The organism is Kitasatospora sp. NPDC048722, from assembly GCF_040650235.1.
GTDB lineage: Bacteria > Actinomycetota > Actinomycetes > Streptomycetales > Streptomycetaceae > Kitasatospora.
In genome coordinates this window covers 107204-122330 of sequence record NZ_JBEZGX010000010.1, presented here as the reverse complement: position 1 = coordinate 122330, position 15127 = coordinate 107204, and the positions used below count along the sequence as shown (strand labels likewise).

Below are 15127 nucleotides of genomic sequence, written 5' to 3'. Positions count from 1 at the left end.
GGGCGGCGGAGCAGTCGACCGGCGGCTGGCGAACGGGACGGGCGAGGCCGGCCTCGGGGTGCTCGGCGCGCAGCTCACCCTGCCGTCGGCGGCGGCGCTGAGCCGGGCGATCCCGTGGGTGTGCGAGAGGTGCTGGGAGCTGCCGCGGGCGGCGACCAGGCCGGCCGCCCTGATCTCTCAGGCATCACTACGGGACGGCTTCGGGGCCGGCCGCCGGCTCGGGTTGCCGTGGCCTTCCTGGCCTCGACGGCGCCGTGGTGGTGGACGCAGCAGCAGCTGCTGGGCGGCCGGGTGCGCAGACCGCCGCTGTTGCCGGGCGCGCTGCTGTGCGGGGTGGAGGTGGTCGGCCTCCGTGTGGCCGACCACGTCCACCTGCCCCGCGCACACCATGGCGCACAGTGCGGCGCGGTTCGGGAAGTCAGGGGGTGGTGTTCACCGGTCTGTCCTGGCTGATCGCGGGCTTCACCGCGTACACGCTGGCGCCGGCGCTCGGGCCGACGCTGGCCGAGGAGTAACCGCTCGCGCGTCGGCTGGAGGACCGGAACGGGCTGAAGGCCGGGAATGCGGTGAACGCCCGGAACGCGGTGAAGGGGGAGCCGGTAGCCCGGCTCCCCCTTCGACAGCGTGTCCTACGGCGTGGGTTCAGAGCATCCGGGTCAGCCGGGACTGGATGGACGGCGGGTTGAGGTCCGACTGGAGGGCCACCCGCACCTCGATCTTGGTGTCGCCGTCGCCGACGCGCAGCGTGCCGACCTCGGTGCCCGCCGCGGCGTGGTGGTCGACCTTGCCGGCGTCCAGGGTCACGGTGCCGCTGATGCCGGGGAAGCCGGCCACGACGAGGTCCTTGGTCGCGACGACCGGGACCTTGCCGCCGAGCCCGTTGTCGACGTAGCCGACGACGTCGCCCTTCTTGACCACGGTCTGGCCGGTCACGCCGTTCTGCGCGGCCTGGATCTGCTTGCCGCTGACCTTCAGCACGGTCGGCAGGATGCCGTCGCCGGGGTTGGGCGAGGTGGCCTGCTGGCCGAGGGTGACGCCGAGGATCAGCCGCTTCACGCCGCCGACCTCCTTGAAGGCGGCCCACATCAGGCAGCCGCCGGCCGGGGTGCTGGAGCCGGTCTTGACGCCGATGACGCCGGTCTTGGGGTTGATCAGGTTGTTGGTGTTGGGGATCTTCTGGTTGTTGAAGGTGGTGTCCGGGGTGGACACGATCTGCCGGAAGATCTCGTCCTGCATGACCTGCTCGGCCAGCTTCAGCTGGTCCTTCGCGGTGCTCTTGGTGTCCGCGTTGTAGCCCGCCGGGTCGGCGTAAGTGGTGTTGGTCATGCCGAACTTGGCCGCGGTCTCGTTCATCAGCTTGACGAACTCCGCCTCGGAGCCGGAGTGGAAGCGGGCGAGCAGCCGGGCCACGTTGTTGGCCGAGGGCAGCATCAGCAGCTCGAGCGCCTGGTACTCGGTCAGCACCTGGTTCTCGGTGAGCGTCACCTTCGACTCGTCGACGTTGCCGGACTCCTGGGCGGCCTGCTTGTCGACGATGATCTTGGGGCCGCTCTCCCCCTTCTTCAAGGGGAACTTCTGCAGGATCAGGTAGGCGTTCATCACCTTGGTGACGCTCGCGATCGAGGCCGGCGTCTCCGGGCCGGAGCTGCCGAGGCTGCCGACGCCGACCACCTCGGCTGCGGACTGGCCCTTGGCCGGCCACGCGAGGTCGAGCGGGTCGCCCGGGAAGCTGTAGCCGCCGGCGGCGGACATCCGCACCTTCGCGTCCGGCAGCGGGCGCAGCAGCTGGGCCACGACCGCCGCGCCGAGCACCACGGCGAGGAAGACGGTCCAGATGGTGATCCGCTTGAGCGCGCGCCGCAGCGGCGACACCGGGCGGGCGTTGAGGGCTGCCAGGACCTCCATCGCCTCGGCGGTGTTCTCCGGCGAGGGCAGCGGCTCGGGGGCGGGCAGCGGCTCGGGCTTCGGCAGCGGCGGGACGGGCGGCACCGGCCGCGGGTCCGGCGTGGGCAGCGGTTCGGGCGCCGGGGCAGGGGCGGGCTCCGGGGCGGGGGCCGGCTTCGGCAGCGGCTCCGGGCCGGGCTGCGGCTCGGGCTCGGGCAGGGGGCCGGGGGCGGGCGGCTCGGGGACGGTGCCGGAGGCGGGGGCGGAGGCGGCCTTGAGCGGGGTGAGGCGCGGCCTCTCCAGCTTCTCGGACTTCACCCGGCCCTGGGCCTTCTCGGCGGGGTCCGGCTCGTCGGCGCCCCCGGCCTTCTCGGCGGGGTCCGGCTTCTCGGCCGGCGCGGACTTCTCGGCGGACTCCGGCTTCTCGGCTCCCCCGGCCTTCGCGGCGGGCGCGGCGGGCGCGGCGGGCACCGACTTGCTCAGCCGCACCGCCACGACCGGAGCGTCCGCCTCGGCGGCGTCCTCCGCGTCCTCCGCGTCCACCGCGTCCACCGCGTCCACCGGAGCGTCACCCTCGGGCGTGTCGTCCTCGGCCCCCGGCGCGGCGTCATCCCCCGGAGCGTCGTCGGCGTCGTCGGCGTCGGCGGCCTCGTCCGCCTCGTCCGCCGGCTCCGCGGCGGCCGTCCGCATGCCGAGACGCGGGTCGGCGCCCGCCGGCGTGCCGGACGGCTTCGCCTCCTTCTCCGGGGTGGCATCCGACGCCTCGTCCGGTGCCTCGGGGGCATCGTCCTCGGAACTCCCGGCGCCGGACCGCTTCACGAGCTCGTCGGGCAGCCGCAGCGCCGTGGTGCGGTTGTCCACCGGCAGCCGCAGCATCGTGGTCTTGCTGTCCACATCCCGGACACGGAGCTGTACGGTCGAACCGCCCTTGCCCCCCGCCTTCGGCGCGTCGCCGGACGTCGAGGCGGAGGCGGAAGCGGAAGCGGAGGCCGGGGCCGAGGTGTCGGCTGAAGTGTCGGCGGAGGTGTCGGCGGAGGCGCCGTCAGCGGCCGTTCCGACGGCGGTCGATCCGGTCCGTTCGCGCTCCCGGTCCTGCCCACTCCCGCCGTCCCGCAGCACCCTGTCGGGGGACTCGCCCACGTAACCCAGCCTCCTCAACGCCCGGCGGGGCACCGGCAGACCCGATTTCGGGAAGCCGGCGCCCCGCCCCGTGTACCTGTACAGTCTCCGCCACCGACCGGCGATCCGGCCGCGCACACCCCGCCCGACCGGCCCTTATTGCCGTCGCACGGCCGTATCGCGGTCCGTTCACCGAACAGACGCCCGGCCCGCGGCCCCTGGTTCCAGGCCTTCACCGCAAGGTCACGATTCGGAGGCGTACTCGACAAGCCCGTGTGAGAGGCGTCACCCTGTCTCTCATCCACGCGGGGAGGCTTGGATGGGCAAGAGCCGCAGAACTGTTCCCGAGGAACTCTTGCTGCTCGCTTTGGACCCGACCACGGGTACCACTGCGCAGCCGCAGACCCTCGACCTCGGACTCGCCGGGGCGCAGCTCGTCGAGCTGTCCCTGGCCGGACGGATCGTACCGGAGGGAGACCGGATCGCCGTCGTGCTCGCACGGCCGACCGGCGACCCGACCCTGGACCACGCACTGGAACTGCTGCGACGGCGCGGCAGTCCGGTCCGCGCGGCGCACTGGATCGGCGGGCCCCGGCTGGGGCTGCGCCAGACCTACCTGGCGCACCTGGAGCGCTGCGGCATGGTGACCGCCGTGCCGGGCCAGGTGTGCGGGGTGCTGCCGACGACGCGTTACCAGGCGTCCGACGACTGCACCAACGCCGCGATCAAGCAGCGGCTGGACACCGCGATCCGCACCGGTGTGCCACCGGACCCGCGGACGGCCGCGCTCGCCGCGCTGGCCCACTCCGTGGGGCTTGGCAAGCACCTGTACCCGGGCAACGAGGGCCGGTCCTCGCGGTCGCGGCTGCGCGACCTGATCCGGTACGACCCGCTCGGCGGGATGGTCGCGCACGCCGTGATGGACGTGCAGAACGGCCTGCCGACGCAGCAGAACCGCTCGGCCCAGAGTTCGTCGGCGACGGGCACGGGCCGGTCCGCCGGCTCCTCCGGCGCCCGCGCGGCGGGCCGGGGCACCGGCGGCGGCCGGGTGGCCGCCTCCCGGGTCGGCGTCCGCTGACGCCCGGTCCGGGGTCCGGGAGCGCACCCGGGAACGCCGGGCGAGACGTCCGGCGAGACGTCCGGCGTCACACCTGGCAGCGCGCGCCACGGCGTTCGCGCCGTCCGTGAGCGCTGAACGACCCGATGCACCACCAGCGGTACCCGCACCACCAGCAGTACCAGGAGCAAGGAGGGGCGGTCGCCCGCGACGGAAGTCGCCCGGCGACCGCCCCTCTGCCGTCCCCGAAGGCCCCCGGGTCGCCCGGGGACGTCCGGCGGAGCCTGCCGCAGCATGTGCCACCAGCACGTGCGCCGCCGGAAGCCCGTACGAACCAGCGCCGGTAGCCGTACCGGTTCGAGCCGCTGAGCCGCATTACCACCTGGGGGGCTTCGCTGTCTCACAGAAGCGCTTTTCCGATGATCAGTTCTATTGCGCTGCTGTGATTCCCCGGCGCCGACCTGGCCCAAGGTGTCATGCTGCTCCGAGTCAGGGGGGTTGGTCCCAATGTCCGAAGTGTTCCGAGGACTGCCGTTCCAACGATCACCAGAGGTCCGGCCGGAGGTCGACGTGTCCGCCAACATCAATCCCACCGTGCGCCGACGGCGCCTGGGCTCCGAGCTGCGCAAGCTCCGCGAGGGCCTCGGGATGACCGCGGAGGAGGTGGCCGGCCGGCTGATGGTCTCCCAGTCGAAGATCAGCCGACTGGAGAACGGCCGCCGCAGCATCAGCCAGCGCGACGTCCGCGACCTCTGCGACGTGTACAACGTGTCCGACGAACAGATGCGCAACAGCCTCATGGAGATGGCCAAGGAGTCCCGCCAGCGCGGCTGGTGGCACGACTTCAACGACATGCCGACGCCGTACAGCGTCTACATCGGCCTGGAGGCCGAGGCCTCCTCGATCCGCGCCTACGAGTCCTCCTTCGTCCCGGGACTGCTGCAGACCGAGCAGTACGCCCAGGCCGTCGTCGAGGGCACCCAGCCGGACACCGACGCGCTCGCCGTCCAGCGCCGGGTGCAGGTGCGGATGAAGCGCCAGGACCGCGTCCACGGCGAGCACCAGCTGGGCAGCCTGTGGACCGTCATAGACGAGGCGGTGCTGCGCCGCGAGGTCGGCAGCCGCGAGGTGATGGCCCACCAGCTCAAGCACATGCTGGAGCTGAGCCAGCGGCCGAACATCACGATCCAGGTGATCCCGTTCGCCGCCGGTGCCCACCCCGGTATGACCGGGACATTCTCCCTGCTGGAGTTCCCCGAGTCAGCCGATTCCACGGTTGTCTACTTCGAAGGGGTGACGAGCGATCTTTACCTGGAGAAGGAGGCCGACGTGCGCCGCTATACCAGTCTCTACGACCACCTGAGGGCGGCGGCGCTCGGTGTGGCGGAAAGCCGGACACTGATAGCAGAGATTGAAGAGGGATTCCACACATGAGCACCACCATCGAGAGCGGCGCACCCTGGCGGAAGAGCAGTCACAGCGGTGGCAACGGCGCCTGTGTGGAGATCGCCACGCCGGCCGCGGGGGCCGTCGCCGTCAGGGACTCCAAGGACCCGCACGGCCCACAACTGCGCTTCTCCGCCGAGGCCTGGAACGCGTTCGCCGCCGCCGCTGGGGCAGGGACGTTCGGCCCCGGGGAGTTCGGCGCGGGGGAACCCGGCGCAGCCTGAACCCGGGCCGCTCTCGGCCCAGTTGCCCGTAGCGGTGCCCGTCGCCTCCTCGGCGGCGGACACGGCTACGGGCAACTGTGCTTCCCGGGGACCGTCCCGGCCGGGACCGCTCAGCCCGCCACCGGGTAGCGGGCCGCCCACGCGGCGCCCTCCGGGGTGTCCCGGCCGTGCAGCTCGGCGCCGTGCACCAGCTCCAGCACGAAGTCGTCGGCGAGTTCGAGGATCGCGCCGCGCCCCTCCAGCCCGGCCACCAGGCCCGGCGGCAGCGCGGTGTCGCCGTGCAGCACGCCGAGCAGACTGCCGCAGACCGCGCCGGTGGAGTCGCTGTCCCCGGAGTGGTTGACGGCGAGCAGCAGGCCCGACCGGACGTCGTGCGCGACCAGCGCGCAGTACACCGCGATCGCCAGCGCCTCCTCGGCGACCCAGCCCTCCCCCAGCGCCTCCACCCGGGCCGCGGACGGCTCGCCCGCTCGTACGGCGTCCAGCGCCGCCCGCAGCGCGGCCGTCGTCTCCTCGTGCGCCTGCCGCTCGGAAAGCAGCGCCAGGGCGAGGTGGACGCCCTCCTCCAGGGTGCCGCCGCGGGCGACGCTCTGGACGATCACCGCGAACGCGCCGGCCGCGAGGTAGCCCGTCGGGTGGCCGTGGGTGAGCACCGAGCACTCCACCGCGAGCTGGAAGACCAGGCCCGGCTCCCAGGTCGTGAGCAGCCCGAACGGCGCCGCCCGCACGACCGTGCCGCAGGCCTTGGAGTGCGGGTTCTTCGGGTGCTCCAGGGTGCCCAGGCGCTCGCCGTCCGGCCCGCTGAGGCCGGTGAGGCTGCCCTGGCCGGGAGCGCGCCGGGCGTACAGCCACTCCTCGCGGCCGAGCCAGCCGAGGTCGGGGCGTCGTTCGTCCGGACCCCAGTCGCGCTGCGTGGCGGCCCAGCGCAGGTACGCGAGGTGGAGGTCGGTGGGCGGGTGCCAGCTGCCGGTGTCGCGGCGGATGTGGGCGCGGATCAGGCCGTCGACGGTGAAGAGCGTGAGCTGGGTGTCGTCGGTGACGGCGCCGGTCCGCCCGTAGGCGGGGACGTAACCGGTGACGCCGTGCGGACCGTGCTGGGCGAGGATCTTGTCCAGTGCCTCGAACTCGACGGCGGCGCCCAGCGCGTCCCCGATCGCGCCGCCGAGCAGACAGCCCCGCACCCGGCTGCGGAAGTCCTGCTGCTGTGCGCGTGACCACAGTGGCATCACGACGGGTGCGCCTTTCGTCCGGAATCGGCGGGGTAGGGGGCGACGCGACGCTCGGGCCGGTCGCGCGCCCTGGCACCCTATGCGAAGACCCGTTCGACCCGAAGGGCTCCCTCGCACCCCGGTGCCCCGCCGGGTCCGGCCGCCGGCAGCACGGCGGCCGGACCCCCGGGCGGCTCAGTCCAGGACGGGCAGCAGCTCCGGCAGGTGGCCGTCCGAGGCGAGCGCGGCGGCGCGGCGCTCGGCGGGCACCTCGCCGTAGGTGGTGGTGCGCTGGCGGTGCGGACGGCCCGCCGCCTCGGCGATCGCCTGGAGGTCGCGCACCGACTTGTGACTCCCGTACGCCGAACCGGCCATGCGCGAGATGGTCTCCTCCATCAGCGTGCCGCCGAGGTCGTTGGCGCCCGAGCGCAGCATCTCGGCCGCGCCCTCGGCGCCCAGCTTGACCCAGCTGGTCTGGATGTTGGGAATGTGCGGGTGCAGCAGCAGCCGGGCCATCGCGACCACCGCGCGGTTGTCGCGGGCGGTCGGACCGGGCCGGGCGATGCCGGCGAGGTAGACCGGCGCGTTGGTGTGGACGAACGGCAGGGTGACGAACTCCGTGAAACCGGCCGTCCGTTGCTGGATCTGCGCGAGCAGCCGCAGGTGCCCGAGCCAGTGCGCCGGGGTGTCCACGTGCCCGTACATCATGGTGGACGAGGAGCGGATGCCCAGTTCGTGCGCGGTGGTGACGACCTCGACCCAGGTGGCGGCGGGCAGCTTGCCCTTGGTGAGCACCCAGCGGACCTCGTCGTCGAGGATCTCGGCGGCCGTGCCGGGGATGGTGTCGAGGCCCGCCTCCTTGGCCTGCTGGAGCCAGTCGCGGATCGAGAGGCCGGTCCTGGTGGCGCCGTTGACGACCTCCATCGGCGAGAAGGCGTGCACGTGGATGCCGGGCACGCGCTCCTTCACCGCGCGGGCGATGTCGAAGTAGGCGGTGCCGGGGAGGTCCGGGTGGATGCCGCCCTGCATGCAGACCTCGGTGGCGCCGACCTCCCAGGCCTGCGCGGCCCGGTCGGCGACCTGCTGGAGCGAGAGGGTGTAGGCGTCGGCGTCGGTGCGGCGCTGGGCGAAGGCGCAGAACCGGCAGCCGGTGTAGCAGACGTTGGTGAAGTTGATGTTCCGGGTGACGCAGTAGGTGACGTCGTCGCCGACGGCGTCGCGGCGCACGTCGTCGGCGATCCGGCAGAGCGCGTCCAGGGCGGGGCCGTCGGCGTGGAACAGGGCGAGGGCCTGGTCGTCGGTGAGCCTCGTCGGGTCGTCGGCGGCGACCGCGAGCGCCTCGCGGAGGTCCCCGGCGAGCCGCTGGGGCGCGCCCTCGGCGAGCACCTGCTCGCGCAGCACCTCCCAGTCGCCGTAGACGTCCTCGAAGTCGGCCCGGCGGTCGCCGGTGCGGCCCTCGGTGTCGATGGTGGCGTGCAGGTCGGTCCGCCCGTACGACTCCGGGAGGTCCTCGGGCTCCTGCCAGGGCAGGCCGACGACCGGCGCGTGCGGATCGGCGAGGCCGGTCGCCGGGTCGGCCAGGGCGCGCACGTGCGGCAGGACGCGCGGGTCCAGCCAGGGCTCGCCCCGCTGCACGTACTCGGGGTAGACGGCCAGGCGCTCGCGCAGTTCGAAGCCGGCCGCCGCGGAGCGCTCGGCGAGGCGCTCGATCTGCGGCCAGGGGCGCTCGGGGTTGACGTGGTCGGGGGTGAGCGGGGAGACGCCGCCCCAGTCGTCGATGCCGGCCCCGATCAGCCGCTCGTACTCCCCGTCCACCAGGTTCGGCGGCGCCTGGAGGCACGCGGTCGGGCCCAGGACGTGCCGGGCGACGGCCACCGTGGCGACCAGCGCGTCGAGTTCGGCGTCGGGCATGCCGCGCATCGCGGTGTCCGGCTTGGCGCGGAAGTTCTGCAGGATCAGCTCCTGGATCCCGTGGTAGGCCCGGGAGACCTTGCGCAGCGCGAACAGCGACTCGGCGCGCTCCTCGTGCGTCTCGCCGATGCCGATCAGCAGGCCGCTGGTGAAGGGGACCGAGCTGCGGCCCGCGTCCTCCAGGACCCGGAGCCGGACGGCGGGCTCCTTGTCCGGGGAGCCGTGGTGCGGGCCGCCGGGCTCGCTCCACAGGCGGGTGGCGGTGGTCTCCAGCATCATGCCCATGGAGGCGGAGACGGGCTTGAGGCGCTGGAAGTCCGTCCAGCTCAGCACACCGGGGTTGAGGTGCGGGAGGAGGCCGGTCTCCTCCAGGATGCGGATCGACATCGCGCGGACGTAGGCGACGGTGTCGTCGTAGCCGTGCGCGTCGAGCCACTCGCGGGCCTCGGGCCAGCGGTCCTCGGGCTTGTCGCCGAGCGTGATCAGGGCTTCCTTGCAGCCGAGTTCGGCGCCGCGGCGGGCCACCGCGAGGACCTCGTCGGGGGACATGTACATCCCGTGCCCGGCCCGGCGCAGCTTGCCGGGGACGGTCACGAAGGTGCAGTAGTGGCACTTGTCGCGGCACAGCCGGGTGAGGGGGATGAAGACGCTCTTGGAGTAGGTGATGACGCCGGGACGGCCGGCGGCCTCCAGGCCGGCGTCCCGCACGCGGGCGGCGCTCGCGCAGAGGTCCCGCAGGTCCTCGCCTCTGGCCTGGAGCAGCACGGCCGCCTCGGCGACGTCGAGCGCGACGCCGTCCCGGGCGCGGCGCAGGGCGCGACGCATGGCGTTGGCGGTGGGGGGCGGCGAGGTCGGGGAGTCGGTGCGGTCGGCGGCGGTTGCGTCCATGCGGCGACACTACGCCAGGAGTCGTACACCGGGAGGAGCCAACCCTGAGGACGTCTCAGGGTTGACGTACCCCGGCGGTTTACCCCGAAGTGGCCCCACAGGGCGATGACGGGGGCGCGGGGCGGGCCTCTAATGGAAGGGCAAGGCAATCGGGCGGGTTCGCAGAGGAGTTGATGACGCCATGACGAATGAGACGGCGGCGGGGGAGAACGTGGGCGGCGGCGTGCCGTACCGCTCACGACGGCGCACCCTGATGCGCGCGGGCGTGCCGATAGCGGTGGCCGCGGCGATCGCCACGGGTATCGGGCTGGTGCCCGCGCTGGCCGCCGACTCCCCGCCGGACCTCCCCTCGCTGACGGCGGAGCAGGTGGTCGCCAAGGCGCTCGCCTCCGACACCCAGGCCCTCTCCGGCACGGTCTCGTTCTCGACCGACCTCGGAGTGCCCAGCCAGCTGCTCGGCGCGGCGGCCGGTGGCCTCGGTGCCGCGGCCGGGCGCGGCGGGCAGGGCCAGGGCGGCTCGTCGGCCGATCCGCAGGCCAAGCTGCTCGGCCTGCTGGGCGGCGACCAGACGCTGCGGGTCGCGGTGGACGGGCCGGACCGCCAGCGGCTCGACCTGCTGGAGAACATGGCCGGCTACACCCTGATCCACAACGGCGACCAGGGCTGGGCCTGGGACAGCTCGACCAACCAGGCCGTGCACCTGACCGGTCAGGCCGCGAAGCACCAGGGTGCCGAGCACCCGAAGGCTCCGCTGGCCGGCGTGCCGACGACGCCCCAGGAGGCTGCCAAGCAGTTCCTGACGGAGAGCGCGAGCACCACCTCGGTCACCGTGGCCGGCACCGCCAAGGTGGCCGGGCAGAACGCCTACCAGCTGAGCGTCAAGCCGAAGCAGTCCGGCTCGACGATCTCCGAGGTCCGCATCGCGGTGGCCGCCGACAACGGCGTACCGCTCGCGGTCAAGGTGCTGGGCACCGACGGCAGCGCCGTGCTGGACGTGCACTTCACGGACGTCTCCTTCGCGAAGCCGGCCGCCAAGACCTTCGACTTCACCGTGCCCAAGGGCGCCAAGGTGACGGAGCACAAGGCGGACGAGAAGCAGGCGGACGCCGGGCGCGGCCCGGACGGCAGGAAGGAGGCCGGCGAGCAGGGCGGCACGAACGTGATCGGCGAGGGCTGGACCTCGGTGATCGCCGCCCACCTGCCGAGCGCTCCGGCGGGCACGCCTACGAGCGGCGCGAACGGCGCCGAGGCCGGCAAGCACGGCGGCCACGGTTCGTTCCAGAACCCGGCGGCCCTGGCCAAGTCGCTCGGCAAGCCGGTCGCCGGCGGCACGCTGATCAGCACCAAGGTGCTCAACGTCCTGATCACCGACGACGGCCGGGTGTTCGCCGGCGCCGTCACGCAGTCCGTCCTGCAGAACGCGGCCGGGGTGAAGTAGGGGTGACGAGGACTCCCGTAACGGGGGACGTTACGGAGTCGGCCGGGGGCCGGGGCGCCGAGGCGCGCCCGGCCCCCGTTCCCGCTGCCGCCCCCGCCCGTTCCGACGACGTGATCCGCACGCGCGGGCTCACCAAGCGCTTCCGCGGCGGCCAGCTCGCCGTCGACGGCCTGGACCTGGCCGTCCCGCGCGGCTCGGTCTTCGGCTTCCTCGGCCCCAACGGCTCCGGCAAGACCACGACCATCCGCATGCTGATGGGCCTGATCGTCCCCACCTCCGGCGTGGCGACCGTGCTGGGCGAGCCGATGCCGCAGTCCGTCGCGACCGTGCTGCCCCGGGTGGGCGCGCTGATCGAGGGCCCCGCGCTGTACGGCTTCCTGTCCGGCCGCGACAACCTCGCCCGGTTCGACGCCGCCGACCCGACGGCCGACCCGCGCACCCGCGCCCGCCGCGTCGACGAGGCGCTGGAGCGGGTCGGGCTCACCGCGGCGGCGGGCAAGAAGGCCCGCGCGTACTCGCTCGGCATGAAGCAGCGGCTCGGGCTGGCCTCGGCGCTGCTCCAGCCGCGCGAACTGCTGGTGCTGGACGAGCCGACCAACGGCCTGGACCCGCAGGGCATGCGGGAGATCCGGACGCTGGTGCGGGAGGTAGCGGCGGAGGGCACCACGGTGTTCCTCTCCTCGCACCTGCTGGACGAGATCGAGCAGGTCTGCACGCACGCCGCGGTGATGTCCCGCGGCCGGCTGGTCGTGCAGGGCACCGTCGCCGAGCTGGCCGCCCGGGCCCAGGGCCGGCTGGTGGTCCGCACGCCGGACGCCGACCGGGCCGCCGAGGTGCTCGCGGCCCACCAGGTCGCCGACGTCGTGCGCGGCGAGGACCGGGTGGACGCCGAACTCGCGGCCGTCGACGACTCGACGCTGCCGAAGCTGTGCGCGGCGCTGGTGGAGGCCGGCGTGCGGGTGCACGGGTTCGGCCTGGAGCGGGGCACGTTGGAGGACGCCTTCGTGGCGCTGACCGGGGAGGGCTTCGATGTCGCGGGCTGAGGCGGTCGCGGTGGCTCCCGCAGACGGGTCACGGCCCGCCGGGCGGCGGCCGCAGACGGCGTCCGGCTTCCTGGCGCTGTTCCGCAACGAGCTGCACCTGACCTTCCGCCGGATGCGGACCCTGGTGCTGCTGGCGATCCTGGCGGCGCTGCCGATCCTGATCGGCGTGGTCATCAAGGTCAACACGGACGGCCCGCACGGCGACGGCGGCGGTCCGAGCTTCATCGCGCAGACCACCCAGAACGGCATGTTCCTCGTGTTCACCGCGCTCGCCGTGGCGCTGCCGATCTTCCTGCCGATGACGGTCGGCGTCGTCGCCGGGGACTCGGTGGCCGGCGAGGCCGCCACCGGGACGCTGCGCTACCTGCTGGTCGCCCCGGCCGGGCGGACGCGGCTGCTGGCCGCCAAGTTCACCGCCGGGCTCGCCTTCTGCCTGGCGGCCACCGCGGCGGTCGCGCTGTCGGCCCTGGCCACCGGCGCCGCGCTGTTCCCGCTCGGCAAGGTGACGCTGCTGTCCGGCGACACCATCGGCCTCGGCGAGGCGCTGCCGCGGGCGCTGCTGGTGGCCGCGGTGGTGGCGCTCTCGCTGGCCGGGCTGGTGGCGATCGGGCTGTTCGTCTCGACGCTCACCGGCAGCGGCATCGCCGCGATGGCCGCCACGGTGGTGCTGGTGATCACCGTCCAGATCCTGGACAGCTTCCCGCAGCTGGACGCGATCCGGCCGTTCCTGTTCACCCACTACTGGCTGAGCTTCGCGGACCTGCTGCGCCAGCCGGTGTACTGGGACGGCGTGCTGAAGAACCTCGCCCTGCAGGCGGGCTACGTCGCCGTGTTCGGCTCGGCGGCCTGGGCACGGTTCTCCAGCCGGGACATCAGCGCCTGAGCCGGCGCCCTGCTACCGGGTGGCCGCCGGGGCGGGGGCCGGCCGCGGCGTCCGTGCCGCGGCCGCCCGCTCCGCGCGGTCGGCCCGCACCCGGCGCAGCGCGTCCCAGGTGAGGACGGCGAGCGCCACCCAGACCAGGCCGAAGCCCGCCCAGCGCGCGGGCGGCATCGACTCGTGGAACACCGCGACGCCGATCAGGAACTGGAACACCGGTGCCAGGTACTGCAGCAGCCCGAGCACCGTCAGCGGCACCCGCACGGCCGCCGCACCGAAGCACAGCAGCGGGATCGCGGTGATGACGCCGCTGAGCGCCAGCAGGCCGGAGTGGCCCCAGCCGTACGAGCCGGCCACCGCGTGGCCGAAGGTGCCGCGCCCGCTGACCTCCAGGTAGACCAGGTAGGCCAGGGCGAACGGGAACATGAAGGCGCTCTCCGCCGCCAGGCTCTCCACGCCGCTCAGCCCGACCGTCTTCTTCAGCAGGCCGTAGGTGGCGAAGGACAGCGCCAGGGTGAGCGCGATCCAGGGCAGTTGCCCGTACGCGACGGTGAGCACCGCGACCGCCGCCGCGCCGACGCCGACGGCCGTCCACTGCGCGACGCGCAGCCGCTCCTTGAGGACGAGGACGCCGAAGCCGATCGTCACGAGCGGGTTGATGAAGTAGCCGAGGCTCGTCTCGACGACGTGGCCGTTGTTGACCGCCCAGATGTAGACGCCCCAGTTGACCGTGATCACGGTGGCCGCGCCGACCAGCATCGCGACCCGGCGGGGCTGGCGCAGCAGCGGGCGTATCCAGCCCCAGTGCCGCTGGAAGGCCAGCAGCGCCACGACCGCGACGAGGGACCAGACCATCCGGTTGGCCACGATCTCGTCCGCGGCGGCGGGCTCCAGCAGTGGCCAGAACAGCGGGAAGAGCCCCCAGATGCCGTAGGCCGCGGCTCCGTACCAGATGCCGTGGCCGCTCTCCTGCTTCGTTGTGTCCGGCATCTGCCGCCTGCCCTCCGCGCGCGCGTATGTCGAGGTGACGGTAGCGGGCGGGAGGGCGGGCTGTCATCTCCGTTTCCGGATTTTGGTCATGACAGCGCTCAAGGGGCGAGAACGACGAGGTCAGGGTGGGTGCGCGTCACGCCTTGAGCGCCGCGCGGACGGACTCGGCGAGCGGAGCGGTCGGGCGACCGATCAGCCGGGCGAGGTCGCCCGGGGTGCCGGCCAGCTCGCCGCGCGCGATGCCCGCGTCGACGTCCACCAGCACCTCGGCGAAGCCCTCCGGCAGGCCCGCGCCGACCAGCACCTCGCGGTGCTCGGCCGGGGTCACGTCGCGGTGCGCGACCGGCTCGCCCGAGGCCGCGGTCAGCTCGGCCGCCAGCTCGGGCAGGCTCCACGCGGTGTCACCGCTCAGCTCGTACACCCGGCCCTCGTGGCCCTCCCCCAGCAGGACGGCGACGGCCGCGTCCGCGTAGTCCTTGCGCGGGGCGGTGGCCACCCGGCCCTCGCCCGCGCTGCCGAGCACCACGCCGCGGGCGACCGTGCCGGCCGCGTCGCCCAGGTAGTTCTCGGTGTACCAGCCGTTGCGCAGCAGGACGGACGGCAGGCCGGACTCGGCGATCAGCTCCTCCGTCGCCCGGTGCTCGTCGGCCAGCCGGAAGGTGGCCGCGCCCGGCGCGCTCGTGTAGGCGAACAGCGCGACCCCGGCCGCCTTCGCGGCGTCGATCACGGCGCGGTGCTGCGGGATGCGGCGTCCGACCTCGCTGCCCGAGATCAGCAGCACCCGGTCGCCGGCCGCGAAGGCGCCGGCCAGGGTCTCGGGCCGGTCGTAGTCGACCACGCGGACGGCCACGCCGCGCGCCGCCAGGTCGGCCGCCTTCTCGGCGGAGCGGACGGCGACTGCGACCTCGCCCGCCGGGACGGCGGCCAGCAGGCCCTCGACGACGAGGCGGCCGAGCTGGCCGGTGGCACCGGTGACGACGTACATGGGTGTGCTCCTCAGGGATGCGGTGGTGTTGACCTCGGAACTCACCCTAGGGATGGC

At 73.7% G+C, this 15127-nt stretch carries 11 protein-coding genes; 6 read left to right on the top strand and 5 right to left on the bottom strand.

The window, feature by feature from the left end; translation table 11 throughout:
• Window positions 1–642 precede the first annotated feature (642 nt).
• Window positions 643–3024, bottom strand: a complete 2382-nt coding sequence (locus AB0C76_RS10680; RefSeq protein WP_359962725.1) for a hypothetical protein — start codon at window positions 3022–3024, stop codon at window positions 643–645.
• A gap of 298 nt (window positions 3025–3322) precedes the next feature.
• On the opposite strand from AB0C76_RS10680, the gene AB0C76_RS10675 reads away from it, so the two are divergent.
• From AB0C76_RS10675 to AB0C76_RS10665, 3 genes are all read left to right on the top strand, one after another.
• Window positions 3323–4081: a GPP34 family phosphoprotein gene (locus tag AB0C76_RS10675; protein WP_359962722.1), complete on the top strand. Its 759-nt coding sequence runs from the start codon at window positions 3323–3325 to the stop codon at window positions 4079–4081.
• 549 nt (window positions 4082–4630) lie between these two features.
• Window positions 4631–5494 carry a helix-turn-helix transcriptional regulator gene (locus tag AB0C76_RS10670; RefSeq protein WP_359962719.1) on the top strand — a complete coding sequence of 288 codons (864 nt, stop codon included), beginning with the start codon at window positions 4631–4633 and terminating at the stop codon, window positions 5492–5494.
• The gene (locus AB0C76_RS10665; protein ID WP_359962716.1) at window positions 5491–5730 is read left to right on the top strand and encodes a DUF397 domain-containing protein; all 240 of its coding nucleotides are present in this window, start codon (window positions 5491–5493) and stop codon (window positions 5728–5730) included. Before AB0C76_RS10670 ends, AB0C76_RS10665 begins: the two co-directional genes overlap by 4 nt.
• Window positions 5731–5840: 110 nt before the next feature.
• Here AB0C76_RS10665 and AB0C76_RS10660 read toward each other — a convergent pair whose 3' ends face one another.
• Together AB0C76_RS10660 and AB0C76_RS10655 are read right to left on the bottom strand one after the other, a co-directional pair.
• On the bottom strand, window positions 5841–6956 hold the full coding sequence (locus AB0C76_RS10660) for an ADP-ribosylglycohydrolase family protein (protein WP_359962713.1): 1116 nt from the start codon (window positions 6954–6956) through the stop codon (window positions 5841–5843).
• A gap of 177 nt (window positions 6957–7133) precedes the next feature.
• Entirely contained in the window at window positions 7134–9737 is a 2604-nt protein-coding gene (locus AB0C76_RS10655; RefSeq protein WP_359962710.1) for a bifunctional FO biosynthesis protein CofGH, read from the bottom strand.
• A gap of 181 nt (window positions 9738–9918) precedes the next feature.
• On the opposite strand from AB0C76_RS10655, the gene AB0C76_RS10650 reads away from it, so the two are divergent.
• The 3 genes from AB0C76_RS10650 to AB0C76_RS10640 all read left to right on the top strand — a co-directional run bounded on the left by AB0C76_RS10650 (window position 9919) and on the right by AB0C76_RS10640 (window position 13101).
• The gene (locus tag AB0C76_RS10650; RefSeq protein WP_359962707.1) at window positions 9919–11175 is read left to right on the top strand and encodes a DUF2092 domain-containing protein; all 1257 of its coding nucleotides are present in this window, start codon (window positions 9919–9921) and stop codon (window positions 11173–11175) included.
• 110 nt (window positions 11176–11285) lie between these two features.
• Window positions 11286–12218 (top strand): ABC transporter ATP-binding protein, encoded by a 933-nt coding sequence (locus AB0C76_RS10645; RefSeq protein ID WP_359962704.1) that lies wholly within the window; start codon window positions 11286–11288, stop codon window positions 12216–12218.
• Complete coding sequence (locus AB0C76_RS10640) at window positions 12205–13101, top strand: ABC transporter permease (protein WP_359962701.1); 897 nt, start codon at window positions 12205–12207, stop codon at window positions 13099–13101. The genes AB0C76_RS10645 and AB0C76_RS10640 overlap by 14 nt, the downstream gene beginning before the upstream one ends.
• A gap of 12 nt (window positions 13102–13113) precedes the next feature.
• Here AB0C76_RS10640 and rarD read toward each other — a convergent pair whose 3' ends face one another.
• Together rarD and AB0C76_RS10630 are read right to left on the bottom strand one after the other, a co-directional pair.
• Window positions 13114–14085: an EamA family transporter RarD gene (rarD, locus tag AB0C76_RS10635; RefSeq protein ID WP_359962698.1), complete on the bottom strand. Its 972-nt coding sequence runs from the start codon at window positions 14083–14085 to the stop codon at window positions 13114–13116.
• 136 nt (window positions 14086–14221) lie between these two features.
• A complete protein-coding gene (locus tag AB0C76_RS10630) occupies window positions 14222–15070 on the bottom strand; it encodes an SDR family oxidoreductase (protein ID WP_359962695.1) in 849 nt (282 codons plus the stop codon).
• Between the last annotated feature and the right edge of the window lie 57 nt (window positions 15071–15127).